This window comes from Chloroflexus sp., from assembly GCF_034435895.1.
Taxonomy (GTDB): domain Bacteria; phylum Chloroflexota; class Chloroflexia; order Chloroflexales; family Chloroflexaceae; genus Chloroflexus.
The window spans coordinates 1-16469 of the sequence record NZ_DAOTWH010000216.1 but is presented as its reverse complement, the minus strand read 5'-3'; the positions used below and the strand labels follow the sequence as shown (position 1 = coordinate 16469).

18 protein-coding genes and 1 riboswitch are annotated in these 16469 nt (G+C 60.3%); of the genes, 13 read left to right on the top strand and 5 right to left on the bottom strand.

The features are described from left to right. A partial coding sequence (locus U9R81_RS12710; RefSeq protein WP_322495818.1) for an efflux RND transporter periplasmic adaptor subunit occupies positions 1-451 on the top strand: 451 nt, incomplete at its 5' end. Positions 452-563: 112 nt separating this feature from the next. Then, entirely contained in the window at positions 564-1181 is a 618-nt protein-coding gene (locus U9R81_RS12705) for a TetR/AcrR family transcriptional regulator (RefSeq protein ID WP_322495817.1), read from the top strand. Between the two features lie 129 nt (positions 1182-1310). Here U9R81_RS12705 and U9R81_RS12700 read toward each other — a convergent pair whose 3' ends face one another. Together U9R81_RS12700 and U9R81_RS12695 are read right to left on the bottom strand one after the other, a co-directional pair. Beyond that, complete coding sequence (locus U9R81_RS12700) at positions 1311-2360, bottom strand: ABC transporter substrate-binding protein (RefSeq protein ID WP_322495816.1); 1050 nt, start codon at positions 2358-2360, stop codon at positions 1311-1313. A gap of 80 nt (positions 2361-2440) precedes the next feature. Beyond that, the gene (locus U9R81_RS12695) at positions 2441-3244 is read right to left on the bottom strand and encodes an ABC transporter permease (RefSeq protein ID WP_322495815.1); all 804 of its coding nucleotides are present in this window, start codon (positions 3242-3244) and stop codon (positions 2441-2443) included. 154 nt (positions 3245-3398) lie between these two features. Continuing rightward, positions 3399-3523: riboswitch (FMN riboswitch) on the bottom strand. A gap of 672 nt (positions 3524-4195) precedes the next feature. Here U9R81_RS12695 and U9R81_RS12690 point away from each other — a divergent pair. From U9R81_RS12690 to U9R81_RS12670, 5 genes are all read left to right on the top strand, one after another. After that, positions 4196-4783 (top strand): SCO family protein, encoded by a 588-nt coding sequence (locus U9R81_RS12690; protein WP_322495814.1) that lies wholly within the window; start codon positions 4196-4198, stop codon positions 4781-4783. Further along, positions 4780-5493, top strand: a complete 714-nt coding sequence (locus U9R81_RS12685; protein WP_322495813.1) for a hypothetical protein — start codon at positions 4780-4782, stop codon at positions 5491-5493. The genes U9R81_RS12690 and U9R81_RS12685 overlap by 4 nt, the downstream gene beginning before the upstream one ends. A gap of 269 nt (positions 5494-5762) precedes the next feature. Then, entirely contained in the window at positions 5763-6041 is a 279-nt protein-coding gene (locus U9R81_RS12680; RefSeq protein ID WP_322495812.1) for a hypothetical protein, read from the top strand. A 109-nt stretch (positions 6042-6150) separates the two neighbouring features. Further along, positions 6151-6864, top strand: a complete 714-nt coding sequence (locus U9R81_RS12675) for a glycerophosphodiester phosphodiesterase (RefSeq protein WP_322495811.1) — start codon at positions 6151-6153, stop codon at positions 6862-6864. A 294-nt stretch (positions 6865-7158) separates the two neighbouring features. Further along, positions 7159-7377 (top strand): hypothetical protein, encoded by a 219-nt coding sequence (locus U9R81_RS12670; RefSeq protein WP_322495810.1) that lies wholly within the window; start codon positions 7159-7161, stop codon positions 7375-7377. Here U9R81_RS12670 and U9R81_RS12665 read toward each other — a convergent pair. Continuing rightward, positions 7364-7702 (bottom strand): hypothetical protein, encoded by a 339-nt coding sequence (locus tag U9R81_RS12665; protein WP_322495809.1) that lies wholly within the window; start codon positions 7700-7702, stop codon positions 7364-7366. The two genes, U9R81_RS12670 and U9R81_RS12665, sit on opposite strands and share 14 nt — an antisense overlap. A 177-nt stretch (positions 7703-7879) precedes the next feature. Between U9R81_RS12665 and U9R81_RS12660 the strand changes: the two genes are divergently transcribed. Then, entirely contained in the window at positions 7880-8095 is a 216-nt protein-coding gene (locus tag U9R81_RS12660; RefSeq protein WP_066786397.1) for a hypothetical protein, read from the top strand. A gap of 43 nt (positions 8096-8138) precedes the next feature. Here U9R81_RS12660 and hppD read toward each other — a convergent pair whose 3' ends face one another. Next, positions 8139-9236: a 4-hydroxyphenylpyruvate dioxygenase gene (hppD, locus tag U9R81_RS12655; protein ID WP_322495808.1), complete on the bottom strand. Its 1098-nt coding sequence runs from the start codon at positions 9234-9236 to the stop codon at positions 8139-8141. Positions 9237-9589: 353 nt separating this feature from the next. Further along, the gene (locus tag U9R81_RS12650) at positions 9590-10402 is read right to left on the bottom strand and encodes a TrmB family transcriptional regulator (protein WP_322495807.1); all 813 of its coding nucleotides are present in this window, start codon (positions 10400-10402) and stop codon (positions 9590-9592) included. A gap of 131 nt (positions 10403-10533) precedes the next feature. Between U9R81_RS12650 and U9R81_RS12645 the strand changes: the two genes are divergently transcribed. From U9R81_RS12645 to U9R81_RS12625, 5 genes are all read left to right on the top strand, one after another. Continuing rightward, a complete protein-coding gene (locus U9R81_RS12645) occupies positions 10534-11778 on the top strand; it encodes a histidine kinase N-terminal 7TM domain-containing protein (RefSeq protein ID WP_322495806.1) in 1245 nt (414 codons plus the stop codon). Positions 11779-11795: 17 nt separating this feature from the next. Further along, positions 11796-12320 (top strand): ATP-binding protein, encoded by a 525-nt coding sequence (locus U9R81_RS12640; RefSeq protein ID WP_322495805.1) that lies wholly within the window; start codon positions 11796-11798, stop codon positions 12318-12320. Between the two features lie 86 nt (positions 12321-12406). Then, on the top strand, positions 12407-13936 hold the full coding sequence (locus U9R81_RS12635; protein WP_322495804.1) for a DUF512 domain-containing protein: 1530 nt from the start codon (positions 12407-12409) through the stop codon (positions 13934-13936). Positions 13937-13948: 12 nt separating this feature from the next. Beyond that, positions 13949-15649, top strand: coding sequence for a GAF domain-containing protein (locus tag U9R81_RS12630; protein WP_322495803.1), 1701 nt, complete (start codon positions 13949-13951; stop codon positions 15647-15649). A 4-nt stretch (positions 15650-15653) separates the two neighbouring features. Next, on the top strand, positions 15654-16247 hold the full coding sequence (locus U9R81_RS12625; protein WP_322495802.1) for an aminodeoxychorismate/anthranilate synthase component II: 594 nt from the start codon (positions 15654-15656) through the stop codon (positions 16245-16247). Positions 16248-16469 lie beyond the last annotated feature (222 nt).

Below are 16469 nucleotides of genomic sequence, written 5' to 3'. Positions count from 1 at the left end.
GGTCAACGCCGCGCCGCGTGATAACGATCTGGCGCTGGCCCAAGCCGACGTCGCCGCCGCCGAAGCGGCGCTGGCCCAAGCCCGGCTCGAACTCGACAAACTGACCCTGCGCGCACCGTTTGCCGGCACCGTGGCCCGGATCGAACTGCGCCTCGGCGAACTCGCCGCCCCCACCGCTCCGGCGTTGCTGCTCGGCGATCTCAGCGCATGGCGCATCGAAACCACCGACCTCACCGAAATCGATGCGGCCCGCAGCGCTCCCGGCGCTGCGGTCACGGTGACGTTCGATGCCTTGCCCGGCGTGGCCTTGCCGGGCCGAGTCATCGCCATCGAACCCTACGGCGCCGACCGCTTGGGTGAGGTGGTGTATACCGCGACGATTGAATTGGTTCAGACCGACCCGCGCCTGCGCTGGAACATGACCGCGGTGATAATTTTCCATGGATCATGATCGTACAGCCGCACGGCCGTGCGGCTCTACGGTGCGCACAATAATCATCGTACATGTACAGCCGCACGGCCCGTGCGGCTCTAAGGCATATCACCACACAGGGATCAATGCTATGCCGCCACGTGACGAAACCGAACAACGTCGCCAACAAATCATCGACGGCGCTCTCGATGCCTTTGCCCGCCTTGGCTTCGATCGCGCCACCAACCGCGATATTGCCCGCGCCGCTGGTATCGCCTCGCCCGGTCTGATCTACCACTACTTCAAAGACAAAACCGACCTGCTCTATCAGGTGATCCGCGAACGGATGCCGCTCGTCCCGATTGTCGATGCGGTCGAGCGGTTGGGTGATGAGCCACCGGAGGTGGTGTTGCCGCGGTTAGGCGAGCGGCTGGCGCAGGCGATTGACCAGCCGCTGACGGTGGCGATCGGCAAGATTGTCATCGGGGAAGTGTTGCGCCATCCGCAATTGGCGCGGGTGATCAATGAAATCGGGCCGGGACGCGCGATCAATGCGTTGGCCGCTTATTTGGCCCGCCAAATGGAATTGGGCCGCTTGCGCCGCACCGACCCGCAGATTGCCGCTCGTCTCTTAATCGGCCCGCTGATGGCCTATTTCTTCTCGCGCGAGGTGCTTAATCAACCCGAAGCGCGTGCGATCGACGCGCGCGCGATGACGGTTGAAGCGATTGCTCATTTCTTGCGCAGCATGGCGCCCAATGGCCAGTAGAGCCGGACGGCTGTCCGACTCCCCATCAAAAACCCTTTGTGCCTTCTGCGCCCTTCGCACCTTTGCGTTTAACCCCTCGGCGCTCTCTGCGTCTCTAACACCTTTGCAAGAGCCGCTATGCTCTTCGCCTCAATACGACTTGCCCGGCACAAACTCATTGGTATAGGCCTTCTCCACCTCCACCGGCCCGGCCAGCAAGCCCGCCTCGCGCATAAATTGCTCGGTGCGCGCCCACAGTTGGCCGTCAGTGTAACCCAAGCCGTGCTGCGCCGTCAGCTCATTCTGCCAGAAGGGCAAGCTCTCTTCCAGCACTTTCCGCTGCAAGTCGAGATTGCCGAGCTGCGCTTCAGGGATGAATTGCAGGCTCAGATCGAACGCCTCAGCCGGATTGGACAACGTATCGGCCAACCCGCGCAAGCTGGCTCGCACAAACTTCCGCACCAGTTCCGGCTCTTGCGCAATCAGCGCCTCGCTGACGGCAATGCCGTTGGCAGCCAGATTAAACACATCGGCGGCCAGCAATACATTCACCTCCATCCCTTGCTCGCGCAACTGCACCGGCTCGTTCATCGCGTAGCCGGTCGCCACCGGTATCTTATCCTCCATCACCGCCGCCGCCTGCGTAAACCCAATCTCTTGCACCGTCACATCGGCCTCGGTCATACCTCCGGCATAGAGCGCCGCCAACAGCGCGTAGAAGCTCTCGCCAAAGCGACCGGGAATGCCGATCGTCTGCCCACGCAGGTCGTTGACGCTCGCCAGCGGCACATTCGCTTTAGCAAAAAACGCGATCGGGAAGCGCTGGTAGAGCGTCATGACCGTCTTGACCGGCACCCCTTGCTGGCGGGCTAGCAGCACCGACGTCCCGCTAGTGGTGGCAAAGGCCACGCCGCTGGCCGGCCACGTCGCCGCTCGTTGCAACACGTCATTCTCGAAGTTGTAGTCGAAAGTGACCTCAATCCCTTCCGCGGCGTAATAGCCCTTCGCCGCCGCAACATAATAAGGCGCGAACTGAATGTTCGGGATATACGACATCGCCAGCGTCACTTTACGCAACTCCGGCTGCGGGTTGGCTGCTGGCGCGGTCGTCGGCGCCGCCGTCGGCGCCGGAGCCGGCGCACTGCACGCCGTGATGATGAAGGTGATAAGGGTAAGGAATAACATAACACGCAGCTTCATAATCGTTCCCTCGTTAGGATAGTCGTCATCTGCCTGTGCGTCCGATACGCAAGAGTGCTTCAACCGTACGAAGGCTGTGTTTACGCTTCCCACCGCACCAGCAGCCGTTCGAGCAGGCCAGCCAGCACGTACAGGGCCAGCGTAATCATTGCCAGTGTTACCAGTGCGACAAAGATCAACGGTGTATCAAATAAGCCGCGCGCAATATTGATCAACGCCCCTAAGCCGGTGCGCCCAGCGACAAATTCGCCCACCACCGCGCCGGTCGTAGCCAGCGCCAAGCCGGTGCGCACGCCGCCAAACAGCACCGGCAGCGCCAGCGGCGCTTCGACATAGCGCAGCAGTTGCCAGCGGTTGGCCCCGCTGATGTACGCCATCTCAAGCAGCTCGCGCGGAATGCTGCGCAGGGCGACAATCGTGCTGATCAGGATCGGCAAGAAGGTGATCAGCGCCGCAACCAGCACCTTCGCGGTCATCCCGGTGCCAAACCAGAGGATGATCAGCGGCGCGACGGCCACTACTGGGATAGCTTGGCTAGCTGCCAACACCGGCGCCAGCGCCTGTTCGAGCCAGCGGATATGGGCGAGGATGTAGCCAAGGACGAGCGCAATCACGAGCGCCAGCGCGAAACCGCCCAACGCGGCGCTGAGCGTCGCTGCCGTATGTTGCCAGAGCAACCCGCTGCTGAGCGCCTGCCCAAACCGGCTAGCGACCAGCGCCGGCGAGGGCAGAATAAAAGCCGGATAGCCGCTGACGTTCACTACCGTCTGCCAGAGCGCCAGCAACGCCAGCAACGCCACTGGCAAGCCGAGCGCCGGCCATTCAAAGCGCCGCCATGGTTTGGCTCGCGGCGTGGGAGTAGGCATTGGCAAAGTTTGCTGCATCTTCACCATCTCCTTTCTGGCGGGGAATCAAAAACCCCCGCTGAGCGAACGCTCTTCGGGGGACAGATACGGGAATAGCGCGGGTGATGATCCCACCTGTAACGGCAACGAAGCGAAGGCGCGCACTTCGCGCGACGCCTACCATTGCCCATATCTGGATCTTCTTTACATCCGGACTGTAACCGTCGGCCCCGGAGTTGCACCGGATCCTGCGTGCCTCTCAACACGCTCGTGGGCTGTACCACCGATCGGGAATTTCACCCTGCCCCGAAGATCGTTTGTCATTGGTGATAATAGCATCAATCGCGCGTTAGTGTCAAGGTAAGAAATCTGAACCCTAGCCATCGCTATTCGGCGGAGCAACCGGGAATGAGGGCTAACACTAAGGCGCAGAGCGAGCAAAGGCGCAGAGGATTGCAAACGCAAAGACGCCGTAGAGCCGGACGGCTGTCCGGCTCCGCAAAGGACGCAAAGAAATTTGGGGATGGCGCTCATCCCCCGCGCTCTCGGCGTCCTCTGCGGTAAAAAACGCTCCCCCTCTCCCGTCGTCAGGTGGGAGAGGGGCCGGAGGGGTGGGGGCACCAGCCCGCGCAGCGGGCTTCGTAAGCGTAGCCCGGCCCTTCAGGGCCGGGCGTGATGGGCGCGGGGAGGGACTGCTTTGCCTATGCCCCAGCCCTCTCACCTCCTCGGAAGGGCGCAAGTCGCTCTCTCTAAGGGCCGGGGGGTGAGGGCCAACGTCAAGAAAAAAGGACAATAGCTCCAAGAAGCCTCAAAAACCACCAAGATGTCTTGTGCTTCTTGTGTCTTTTTGTGGCTATCCCCCTCCCCCAGCGGGGGGAGGGGTAATGGAGGCACAATCTCATCAGGTGTGCTAATCTACACTTGCATTCAGATCAACTCGCTAATCCTCCTCTCCCACGTCGTGAGAGAGGGTTTAGAGGTGAGGGCCACATGCCACGCTTCATCGTGTTCTTGTTGGTGTTGCTCACCGCCTGCGCCGCTCCGAGTGCGCCGGCAACCATATCATCAACCAAGATCGATCCGCCTACGGCGCTGAGCGATTTCAGTTTGCCGGCCAGCACCGGCGGCGAGCTGCGCCTGAGCGATCTGCGCGACCAGCCGGTGTTGCTCTATTTTGGCTACACCCGCTGCCCTGATTACTGCCCGATCACGCTGGCCGAGTTCCGCCGCGCCCGTGACGAGCTTGGTTCTGACGGTGAACGGGTGCATTTTGTTCTGATCAGTGTCGATCCTGCCAACGACACGCCCGACGTGCTGGCCGCCTACCTGCGCGGTTTCGGCCCCGGCTTTATCGGCTTGCAAGGCAACGACGCCACTCTGCGCCGGATCAGCAAGGAATACGGCTTGACCTACCGCCACAGCGGCGGCCATCACCATCATAGCAGCGATGGCGTCGAGCATAGCACCGCGAGCTATCTGATTGATCAAAATGGCCGGTTGCGGTTCGTTTATCAATATGGAACCGCAGCGAGCGTGTATGTCAACGACATCCGCGCCCTTTTGAGCGAACAGCCATGAACACGCGCCTCTCTCGTCGATCATTGCTCGCCTTGGGTGTAGCCGCGCTGAGTAGCAGCGTGATCCGCGCCCAAGAGCCGGCTGAAACCACCATCTACCTTCCCTTTATTACTCGTTCACCGTTGCCGGGCACGCTGCTTGGCCCGCCGACTGGCACTGCCGAAGCGGCGATTGCGTGGCTGGCGCCGCGCAGCACTGCCTATACCCCCTACGATGTCGGCGTGATCGTCAATGGCTACGCCGAGATCGGCGCTGCCGCTGAACTTGATTGGTTCCTTGCCATTGCCCAGTGCGCCCACGAGACCGGCCACCTGACGTCGTGGTGGTGCCAGCGTCCACGCCGCAATCCGGCTGGCATCGGTGTCACCGGCGAAACTCGCCCCGGCACGCCCGACCAACCGCCCGGCCCTGATTGGGCATGGGATGAGGCTAACCAAGTGTGGCGGGCCGGCCTCAGCTTTGCTTCGTGGGTGGGTGAGTCGATCCCGGCCCACCTTGGCCGGTTGTTGGCCTATACCTTACCGGTTGGCGCCGGCACGCCCTACCAACAGCAGTTGATCGATTATGCCCTCATGCGCCGGCCATTGCCCTCCTCACTGCGCGGTGTGGCCGTGACCATTATTGATCTCAATGGCCGGTGGGCTTATCCGGGCACCGAATATGGCCAGCGCATTCTCGCCCTCGCCGAGCGCATGCGCAACGCTGGTTAGCGGATGGCAACTGTCGCTTATCACGGCAATTGTTGTTATACCGCATCAGGGAGCCAAAAATCTGGTGCTGCCTATAGCCGAATTCATCCTTGACGGGGCCGATCGAGGGTCGTATAATAAGGCTGTGTTAAGAGCGGCGTAACTCCAGTTCAGGAGGCCGGCTATGAAAACATATGTCACAACGTGGTTGAGGTGTGGATAGGGCGGTACAGGTCAGTGCCTGTAGCCGCCCTTGATGTTTTCCGGGCAGAGACAAAGGAGGTCTCCCTATGCACTCGGACATGATCGGCAAGATCGAGAAAGCCCGGCGCTATGCCGCCGAACCGGAGCGCATTAAATTCAGTGATCTGCGAGCGACGTTCCATGGTGGCAACAGCGATCACGAGATTTCGCTGCACAATGGCCAATGGGCCTGCAATTGCTCGTTCTTCCACAGTTGGGGCACCTGTGCCCACGTGATGGCGATGCAGCGCATTCTGCATCCGATGCTGACCGAAGAGGCGCGGCAAGCTGATCTAGCTGTTCCCCAGCCTGATCTGAGCTCCTGACGAGCAGTGAACGCATTACGAACTTGACATTGACGCCAAGACATGGCGCGGCGATACTGATAGCGGGACGAACGGCGTTCCGCTATCAGTGTTTTTATGGCGAGGAGACATGGCACCTCTGATCATTGCTCATCGCGGCGCGTCGGCTGAGGCGCCGGAAAATACGCTGGCGGCATTTGAATTGGCTCAGCGCCAACAGGCCGATATGATCGAACTCGATCTGCAACCAACGGCTGATGGCGACATTGTGGTCTTTCATGACGACGACACCTCGCGTTGGAATGGTCGCGCCGAGCCGGTGGCGCGCCTCACGCTGGCCGAATTGCGCCAGCTCGATATTCGCGGCGAGCGGGTGCCAACGCTGGCCGAGACGCTCGATTGGGCGCGTAACGCCGGTATGCCGCTCAACCTCGAATTGAAAAAGCCCGGTATGGCGGCGCGTTGTGTCCAGTTGCTTCGTGAATTCAAAATGGTTGATCAGGTGATCGTTTCGTCATTTTTTCCGCAGGCCTTGCACGAGTTGCGCGCGGTCGATCCCGCAATAGCCCGTGGTTATCTGATGGGGATTCGCACCTACCGGCCCGATGTGCGCCTGCGCGAGTTCTGGCCGTTCGGCGCCCTGCGCCGGATTGGGGCTGCCGCGTGGCACCCCTACCACGGCTTGCCCGGTCTCGATTGGGTGCTGCCCAAGGTGCGCCGGGCCGGGTATCAGGTCAATGTCTGGACGGTCGATGATCCGGATCGACTGCGTGCGTTGGCGGCGTTGGGGGCCAGTGGCTTGATTACCAATACCCCGGCGGCGGCGCGGGCCGCGCTGGCTTGAGGGGTGGACAGAACGTGTGATTGTGTACAACTGTTGATCGCTGTGCGATGCCTCAACGCTTAGCTCTCCGCTCCCCTCTCCCGCGCCAGTGGGAGAGGGGCTGGGGGTGAGGGTGCAATAGCGAATCTCGAAGCCATCAACCGTTTCTATGCTCATGTGTTCTGTCCGTCCTTGAACCGTGCTGGCAGGATTCTTGTGCCGCAACGCTAAGCCAAAGATGATGGCCATACGCGCCAACACTCTCTCCAACCCTCGTTCCAGTTGCGTTGTGGCGTTCTCACAAAGGATGGCACCGTGAAACGGCGGATCTGGCTGGTTGCGCGGGGGATCATACCGTTGCTGGCAGTGCTGGCGGCGCTAATCGGCGTGCCGGCGCTGCTGGCATGGCTGATCGGCGGCGGCACGTTCGGCTGGCCGCATCTGCTAATTGGGATGGGGGTGGCTGCTGGCCTGCTGGTGATTGGCGGGTTGATATTCGGCTGGGCGTTGGGGAAGCGCCTCAAAGGGGATTAGGCCCGTCAAGGTGGCGCTCAAACGCGATCAGACGCGGCACCACCGCGCGGCGCAGCTCGACGTATTGGTTGGAAAGCCACTGCCCCACCCCGCGCACATGCGGCACTGGCGCTTTCCGCAGCCAGCGCAGGGCAAAGCGAGCGATCAGGTGCAACCGGCGCAGCAGCCGGTCACGCCGGCCCAGCAGAATAATGGCAAGCAGATAGCCGGGCCAGCCGGGGATAATCGGAAAGAGCGAACCGATCAAGCCGATGGCAAGGAAGAGCAAGCCAAGCACCCGGCGAACGGTAGGATTGAGACGGAGAAAGCGGATCACTGCGTGCATGCGGTCTCCTGACGAAACGTTCGATCAATTGCCTCTACACCAGAGGTCGTTACTAGTATTGTACTAGAGCATGCGTACAAAAGCATACCATACAATATTGACAACTTTCTGAATCTTTGCTGATATACTGTCATCTGAGATAGAGGAAAAATCCACTTTCTGCGGAGGCGAAGAGCGATGAGCGAGCAGTCGTGGTGGCAACGGTTCGTTGCGGCGATCGAACGCGAGTACGAACGGCGTATCCGACGGGCCAGTTTGCTGGGTGAGTTTAAGCCGGCTGGCGATGACCATCACCATGGCCATGCCGCCGAGCCGGCCCATCCCGAACACGGTGAGGAAGACGAGGCGGTGATCGTGAACGTGCCGCGCGGCACCCGCATCAACCGTCCGTAATCGTGGTAGCGGCATAGCATCGCTATGCCGCTTCGCTCTGCCCCTACAAATTTCCTCGCTTGGCCTGTTCGCGCTCGATCGCCTCGAACAAGGCCTTGAAATTGCCCTTGCCGAACCCACGGCTCCCTTTGCGCTGGATGATCTCGATAAAGAGCGTGGGCCGGTCTTGCAGCGGCTGGCTGAAGATTTGCAGCAGATACCCCTCTTCGTCCCGATCGACTAGGATCCCGCGTGCTTGCAACTCCTGCCGGCTCTCGTCGATCGTGCCCACCCGTTGCTCAAGGTCATCGTAGTAGGCATCCGGCACGTGAATGAATGGAATGCCAGCAGCGCGCAGGGCGTCAACGGTGGCGCAAATGTCGCCGGTGGCAAGCGCGATGTGCTGCACGCCGGGGCCGCCGTAATACTCCAAAAACTCCTCGATCTGGCTCTTGCGCCGGCCCTCTGCCGGCTCGTTGATCGGGAACTTGATCCGGCCAGTGCCGTTCTGCATCACCTTCGACATCAAGGCGCTGTACTCGGTGCTGATGTCGTGATCATCGAAATGCACCAATTGATTGAAACCGAGCACGTCGCGGTAGTACTTGACCCACCGGTTCATCGCACCCAGTTCAACGTTGCCGACAATGTGATCAATCGCGGCAATGCCGGTCTCCGGGACGGGGATGTGCGCCATAATCGGCTGGAAGCCGGGCATAAACACCCCTCGATATTCTTCCCGCTCGATGAAGGAATGCACAGTATCGCCGTAGGTGGCAATGGTTGCCTTCACCAGCCGGCCATGCTCGTCAACGTGTTCGGTCGGTGGTTGCACCGGAATGCCGCCGCGGGCGATGGCGGTTTCGTAAGCGGCGGCGGCATTGTGCACCCGCAGCGCGATGTCCTTCACTCCGTCGCCGTGATGGGCAATGTGACGGGCAATTGGATGGTCAGGGATGAGCGGCGCCGTCAGCACAAAGCGCACGTTGCGCCGTGCGAGCACGTAGCTGGCCCGATCCCGCACTCCCGTCTCAAGGCCGGCATACGCGATCGGGCGCAAGCCAAGCGTGGTGCGGTAGAAGTGAGCGGCTTGCCGGGCGTTGCTGACATAAAACTCGACGTAATCAATTCCAAGTAGATCGAGCGGATCGGCGGAGCGCATCTCGTACCTCCTGTGGTTGGTGTTTCCTCATTCTTGGCGCAGTGATGGGCCAACGTAGCGCCCTACACTATCTCTCTACCCTCGTCCTTTGATGCGGAACGCAGGCGCTGGTTGGTTGATCCCTATGAGTTTGCCATCGATTTCATACAGGCATTGTTCCCGCGCTGGCGGGGGGGATTGGTGTGGGGCTGCGCCCTCTCGCAATGCCGGCTGGTGCAGGGCAAGGCCACCACCTTGTTCCCACACTCGCCGGAGTTTGCTGCGGGGCTGCATCCCCGCGCAATGACAGCGGAACGAGATTGCTGCCAGAGATTTCGCCCTCTTGCCAGAGCCGCTGATGTGGCGCAATACCGTTAGTTGGGCATGAACGGCTCAGCATCTTCCCATAGCTGCTCGAACGCTCCTTGCAAAAACGCGCCAAAGTTAGGATGGGTCACGCATAAGGCCGTGAAGCTCAACGCGCCGGTGATGGGGTCTTGCAGTGACAGCAAAGCCACCCGGCGGTCGTAGAGGTTGACTTTGAGCGGCAAGTTCTCGACTACCCGCGCTTGTTGGCCCCACGTCACGAACTGTTGCACCCAGCTGCGTAGTTCAGGATCGGCCAGCGCCGCGCGTTCATAGATCGCGCGATAACGCACATTGCGCTGGATCGGTTTGGCCACTTCGGCGAAATTGGCAGCCTGATCACCAAGCAACGGCAATTTGAAGCACACGCAGATTTCGCGCTCGGCGCTGCCGGCAAGCGCCAAGGCGCGCTCGACCACCAGCCGCCGGTCGAGCAAGACATCGACATAATCGAGCGGGTCGATCTGGTCATGGCCAGCGGCAAAGATGGGATTGAGGGTGGCAAGCAAGCTCTGCATCCCCGCGGCGAGCGCCTCCTGTTCGTGCTCGAATTGGCGCCGGCGCGCCTCCATTAATGCTGGCAGCGCCACCGCAGGATCAACCGCGAAGTAGCGGCGTTGGCCGTCGCTGTGGCGTTCGATCGCCAAGCCGCGGGCGCAGAGCGAGGCCAAGATGTCATAGATGCGCTGGCGCGGCACGCCGGCGCGCACGGCCACTTGGGCTGGGGTAAAGCCGCGATGTTCGAGCAGGGCAAGATAGGTGGCTGCTTCATAGCGGTTGAGTCCTAGCGCCATCAGTTGTTCTAGTGTTCGATCAACCATTGATCTATGTTTCATTGTCACCACTTATTAGTGGTGATCATTATACCCGGTTGCGGTGTGGTCTGCAAGCCGTGCTATGCTAAGAGCAGGCGCGGCAACGTTCTTTGAATAATGGTGCGCTGATACCGGCTATGTGGTACTTCACACCCTACATCCTGTTGCCACTAGCTACGGCTGTGCTGGCGATGGTCGCCATCTTACAGGCTTGGCCGTACCGGCGGTTGCCGGTGGCGCAGGCCTTTCTCGGCATGATGTTCGCCACGATCTGGTGGTCGTTGTGCAATGCGCTCGAATTGACCAACGCCACTGTCGATGGCAAGACATTTCTGACCAGCATTCAATATGTGAGTGTGGCGGGCGTGCCGGTCTTGTGGTTGCTGTTTGCGCTGTTCTACACCAATCGCGACCATTGGGTCAGCCGGCAGGTGGTGCTTGGCTTGGCTGGGTGGCAGGGTGTGCTTCTGCTAGGGGCTTGGACAAACCACTGGCACCGGTTGATGTGGTCCTCCGCCGAGTTGGTGTACACTGCGAATGGGTTGTGGGTCTTAACCGGCTCCAATGGGCCGTTGTGGTACATTGGCGTCGCGAGTGCCTACAGCATGGTACTCATCGGCACGATCGTGATGATCGATCAAGCGCGCCGCAGTCGCGCGCTCTATCGGGCGCAGGCGCTGAGCTTGCTGATCGGTGCAGTATTGCCGTGGGCGGCAAGCATCCTCTTCGTGACCGGGCGCAGTCCAATTCCCTACATCGATACCACGCCGGTTGCCTTCGCTCTGAGCGGAATCGCGTTTAGTGTGGCGATGCAACGTTTCCGCGCCCTTGATATGGTGCCGGCGGCGCGTGAGATGATTGTTGACCAGATGCCCGATGCGATCATCGTGGTGGATATGCAGGATCGGGTGATCGATCAGAACCCGGCGGCGCAGGCGTTGCTGGCCGCGCCATCTCATGCCATTGGCCGCTCACTGGCGGAGGTGGCGCCGCTGTGGTTGGTCGAACAGGCACGCGATCGCTACGAAGGCCAGTTTGAAGTTGTCCAACCCCGGCCTGATGGCGATCTGACCTATGATATGCGTTGCACGGCGCTGCGCGATCGCCGTGGTCTGCCGCGCGGACGGATCGTTGTGCTTCGCGACATCACGCTCTTGAAACAGGCGGCGCTGGCGTTGCAAGAGGCCAAAGAGGCTGCTGAGGCCGCTAATCAGGCCAAGAGCACCTTTCTCGCCACCATGAGCCATGAATTGCGCACACCGTTGACGGCTATCTTGGGCTATAGCGAGTTTATCCGCGAAGATTTGCACAAACGTGACCAGCACGATCTGGCTGCCGACCTCGATCGGGTCATTTTGGCCGGGCGCCATCTGTTGGCTTGATTAACAATGTGCTGGAATTGGCTCGCCTTGAAGCGCATGCAGTACAGATCCAACCCGAAGCGATCACGATCGCGGCAGTGCTCAATGAAGTGGTGCAGACGATGCAAGGCTTGGCGCACAAGAATCAGAACGCCTTAACGATGATATGCGAGCCGGATGTTCCTCCAATGATGGCTGATCCGGTTCGGTTACGCCAGATATTGATCAATCTGATCGGCAATGCCTGCAAGTTTACCGAGCATGGGCAGGTGACGGTGTATTGTTACTGGCGCGCGCCGGATGTGCTTCAAATCGATATTCACGATACCGGCATTGGCATTCCCGCCGATCAACTGGCCCGCTTATTTGAGCCGTTTATGCAGGTTGATAGCGACACGACCCGGCGCTATGGCGGCGCTGGGTTGGGGCTGGCGATTAGCCAGCGGTTGTGCCGAGCGATGGGGGGCGAAATTGTCGTGACGAGCGAACCGCAACGCGGTTCGACCTTTAGCGTGTTGCTGCCGTTGCAATCACCCCCCGAACCTGAATATTCATCGCTTTAACAGCGTTGTGGTACAATAAACTATCGTAAACTTGTCAGACACACGCTCGGGCGAGCGTTTCTTGCTTCATCCGGTCAGGAGTCACTGTGGAATATCAGCCTGATGTCAGGCGCATTACCGGCGAAGGCGGCGTCATCGCTAGTGTTGCGGCAGCGAGCTTGGCCGCGCAGATCGGCTTGCGTCCCGGTGATACGTTGGTGGCTATCGATGGTCAGCGGCTGCGCGACGTGATCGATTACCGGTTTGCGATTGCCGAAGCGCGTGTCACGCTGCTGGTGCGCGCCGCCGATGGCAGTGAGCGCGAAATCACGCTCAACAAAGACCCCGATGATGATCTGGGGATTGAATTTACTGAGCCGCTCTTCGACCGGCTGCGCACCTGCAATAATAAATGCCCGTTCTGTTTCCTCACCCAGATGCCAAAGGGCTTTCGCAAGACCCTCTATCTGAAAGATGACGATTACCGGCTGTCGTTCCTCTACGCCAATTTCGTTACCTTTACCAATCTGACTGAAGCCGATTGGGAACGGATCGAGCGCCAGCGCCTCTCGCCGTTGCATATCAGCGTCCATGCCACCGATCCGTTCTGGCGAGCGATTATGCTCGGCAAACGCGATGTGCCCGATGTGCGCGAGCAGATTAAGCGGCTGGGCCGGGCGGGCATTCGCGTCCATACCCAGATTGTCGCCTGCCCGCAAGTGAACGATGGCGAGGTCTTGCGCCAGACGATCGAAGATTTGATCGCGCTGCACCCGACGGTTGAGTCGATTGCAGTGGTGCCGGTTGGTCTGACCAAGTTTCGCTTTGACAGCAAAGCTCCTAAGACGATCCGGGCCGCGATCCAAGTGCATGAAACGCCAGAGTGGATCGATACCAATTGGGAACGGCAACCGTTGTGGGAAGACCCTTCAGCGCCGATCCCGCTGCGCAACGGCAGCCAGCCGCTGCGCGATCCTGAGCTAGGTTTCTGTTCGCGCCTCGGCGCCGTGACCGACGTGCCGTTGCGATGCTATACCGCGCATGAAGCAGCGGCGGTGCTTGATCTGATCGAACCGTACCGCGCGCGCTGTTACGAGCAGGTTGGCCTCCATCTGGTCTACGCTTCCGACGAGTTTTATCTGCTCGCTGGCCGGCCTGTTCCCCCCGCCGAGACCTACGACGATATGCCGCAGTACAGCAACGGCGTCGGGATGGTGCGCGATTTTCTCGACAATTGGGCGCGCGCGCGCCGTCGCTTGCCGGCGCGGATTGCCCGCCCCACCACGCTAGCCCTCGTCTGCGGGACGCTGGTGGCGCCGATAATGGAACAGGTCGCGGTACGCCTGAATCGGGTGGAAAACCTGTCGGTGCATGTGGTTCCGGTGGTAAATCAGTTCTTTGGTGAGACGGTGACGGTTAGTGGCTTGCTCACCGCGCAAGACGTGATCCCAGCGTTGCGCGCTTCCGGCTGCGAGCGGGCATTACTTCCACGGGTGATGTTCGACTATACTGGCGAGCGAACGATCGATGACTACACACCGGGGCGAATCAGCGCTGAAGCTGGGATGCCGGTGGCATTGGCCGGCGAAGCTGACGAACTGGTGCGCTATGTGCGGGCTTTGGCCCGGCATGAGTAGGGGGAGGGCGCAATGGCTGATCAGGAATCGCGCTTGCAGCGGTACCTTGAGGTGATACAACGCGCCAATCAGATTGCCGATAGTACCCAGCTCGATGATCTGCTCGACCGGTTGCTTGATTTGATCATCGAAATTACCGAGGCCGAAGCCGGTACGCTCTACCTGTACGATGCCGCTACCAACGAACTGATCTTTAAAGTGGTGAAAGGCAGTCCCGCCGGCGAGTCGTTGCTCGGTCGCCGGTTTCCGGCCACCACTGGGATTGCCGGTTATGCCTTGCAACAGCGCCAGCCGTTCTTCGTGCATGACGTAGCCAACGATCCGCGCTGGAATCGTTCTTTGGGCGAGATGGGCGCGTTACGCCTGCGCACGATGTTCTGCCTCCCGCTGATGCTGCGCGGCGAGCCGGTTGGGGTGGTGCAGGTCTTTAATTTGCCGCTCGAGGCGGTGGACGAACAGGAAGAATTGGCTCTGATCGAGTTGCTGACGTCGCGGTTGGTGACTGAAGTCGAGAAGGCGCGGCTGTTGGCTGAGGCGCAGCAACGCGAACGCCGGCAACAGGCGCTGGTCGAGGTTGTCTCGCAATTAACCGCCACCCTCGAACGCGATGAGCTATTGCGCCGGATTATGAACTACGCCTGCGAGCTGCTTGAGGTTGAGGCGGCATCAATTTGGTTGATCGACCACGAGCGCAATGATCTCGTGCTGCACATCGCCGGCGGTGAAAATAGCGAACGGGTGGAGGCATTGCGTGTGCCGCGCGGGCAGGGCATTATTGGCCACGTCATCGAAACCGGCGAGACGGTGGTGGTCAATGATGTGCATCAAGACCGGCGCTTCTATCAGGATCTCGATCAACGTAGCGGCTTTCAGACCCGCGCTATCTTGTGCGTGCCGCTGCGCTCGCCGCGGATCGTGTTGGGTGGTGAACGCGGCGAAGTTGAAGGGATGATTATCGGCGGTGCGCAGGCGCTTAATCCGCGCCATGGCCGGCCCTTCTCATCCGATGATGTGGCGTTGTTCCAGATGCTGGCCTCGCAAGCAGCGACTGTCATCCGTTTAGCCGAACTCTACCGCGAGACTGATAGTCTATTCACCCGGATTATTGATGCCATTACCGGCGCGATCGACTTGAAAGATCCCTACACCCGCGGCCATAGCCAGCGGGTGAGTGATTTTTCGGTGGCGATTGCTCAAGAATTGGGCTTGCCGCGTGATCAGATTTATCAATTGCGGGTGGCGAGCAAGTTGCACGATGTTGGCAAAATTCGCATACCTGACCAGATCCTCAAGAAACCGGGCCGGCTCGAAGAGGAAGAGTTTGCCGAGATGCGCCGGCATCCGACCTACGGCATGGAGTTTCTGCGTGATAACGGCTTGCTTGATTTAGAGCTGCTGCGCCATTCGTGGACGGCGCTGGCCCAGCATCACGAACGGCTTGATGGACGTGGGTATCCGCTTGGCATCAGTGGCGAGTCGATCTCGCTGGTTGGCCGGATTGTCGCCGTGGCCGATGTGTTCGATGCGCTGACCAGCCATCGCCCGTACCGGCCACCAATGCCGATTGATCAGGTGTTTGCACTGTTGCGCCGCGGCGCCGGTACCGAGTTTGATCCGGAGTGTGTCGAGGCATTGATTCGAGCGCGAGCAAAGGGGAACATTCTCACCCAAGATGAGCGAGAACAGGCGGCAGCGCCGCCGGTGATGGAGTAAGACTATGCGCGTGTTGTTGATCGATAATTACGACTCATTTACCTACAATTTGTACCAATATCTGTGCGAGTTGGGCGCTGATGTCGAGGTGGTGCGCAACGACCAGATCACGGTGGCTGAAGTGGCGGCGCGCCATCCTGACCGGATCGTGATCAGTCCCGGCCCTTGCACGCCGGCTGAGGCCGGGATTAGCGTTGATGTGATCCGCGAGCTGGGCAGCCAGATCCCGATTTTGGGGGTGTGTCTCGGCCACCAAGCGATCGGCGCGGCGTATGGCGGTGCGGTCGTGCGCGCGCCGCTGGTAATGCACGGCAAGCTCTCGCCGATCTATCATAATGGCCAAGGGGTGTTTGCCGGCTTGCCGTCACCGTTCCTCGCCACCCGCTACCACTCGCTGATCGTTCGCCGCGAAGATCTGCCGGACGAGCTGGAAGTGACTGCATGGACGGAAGATGGCCTGATTATGGGCTTGCGCCATCGCTCGCAGCCGGTAGAGGGCGTGCAGTTTCACCCTGAGTCGATTATGACCGAGGGCGGTAAGCAGATGTTGGCCAATTTCTTGGCCGGCGTGCCGGTGAGTGCAGGGAGTAGGGAGTAGGGAACAGGGAAGATGAGGACACGGACGCACACGGATATAACGGATTCACACGGTTGTCGCGATCCGTGGTCATCTGTCAAACCCGTGTTTATCTGTGTCCTATTCCTTGTGGGCAGGTTACGCCATCGGCGGGTGGGCCGGCGGCGCGATGCGATCGAGCTCCGCGTACCCGGCCAATGCTTCGGCCCGCGATAGGCCGGCGGCGGCGAGCTCGGCATCGCT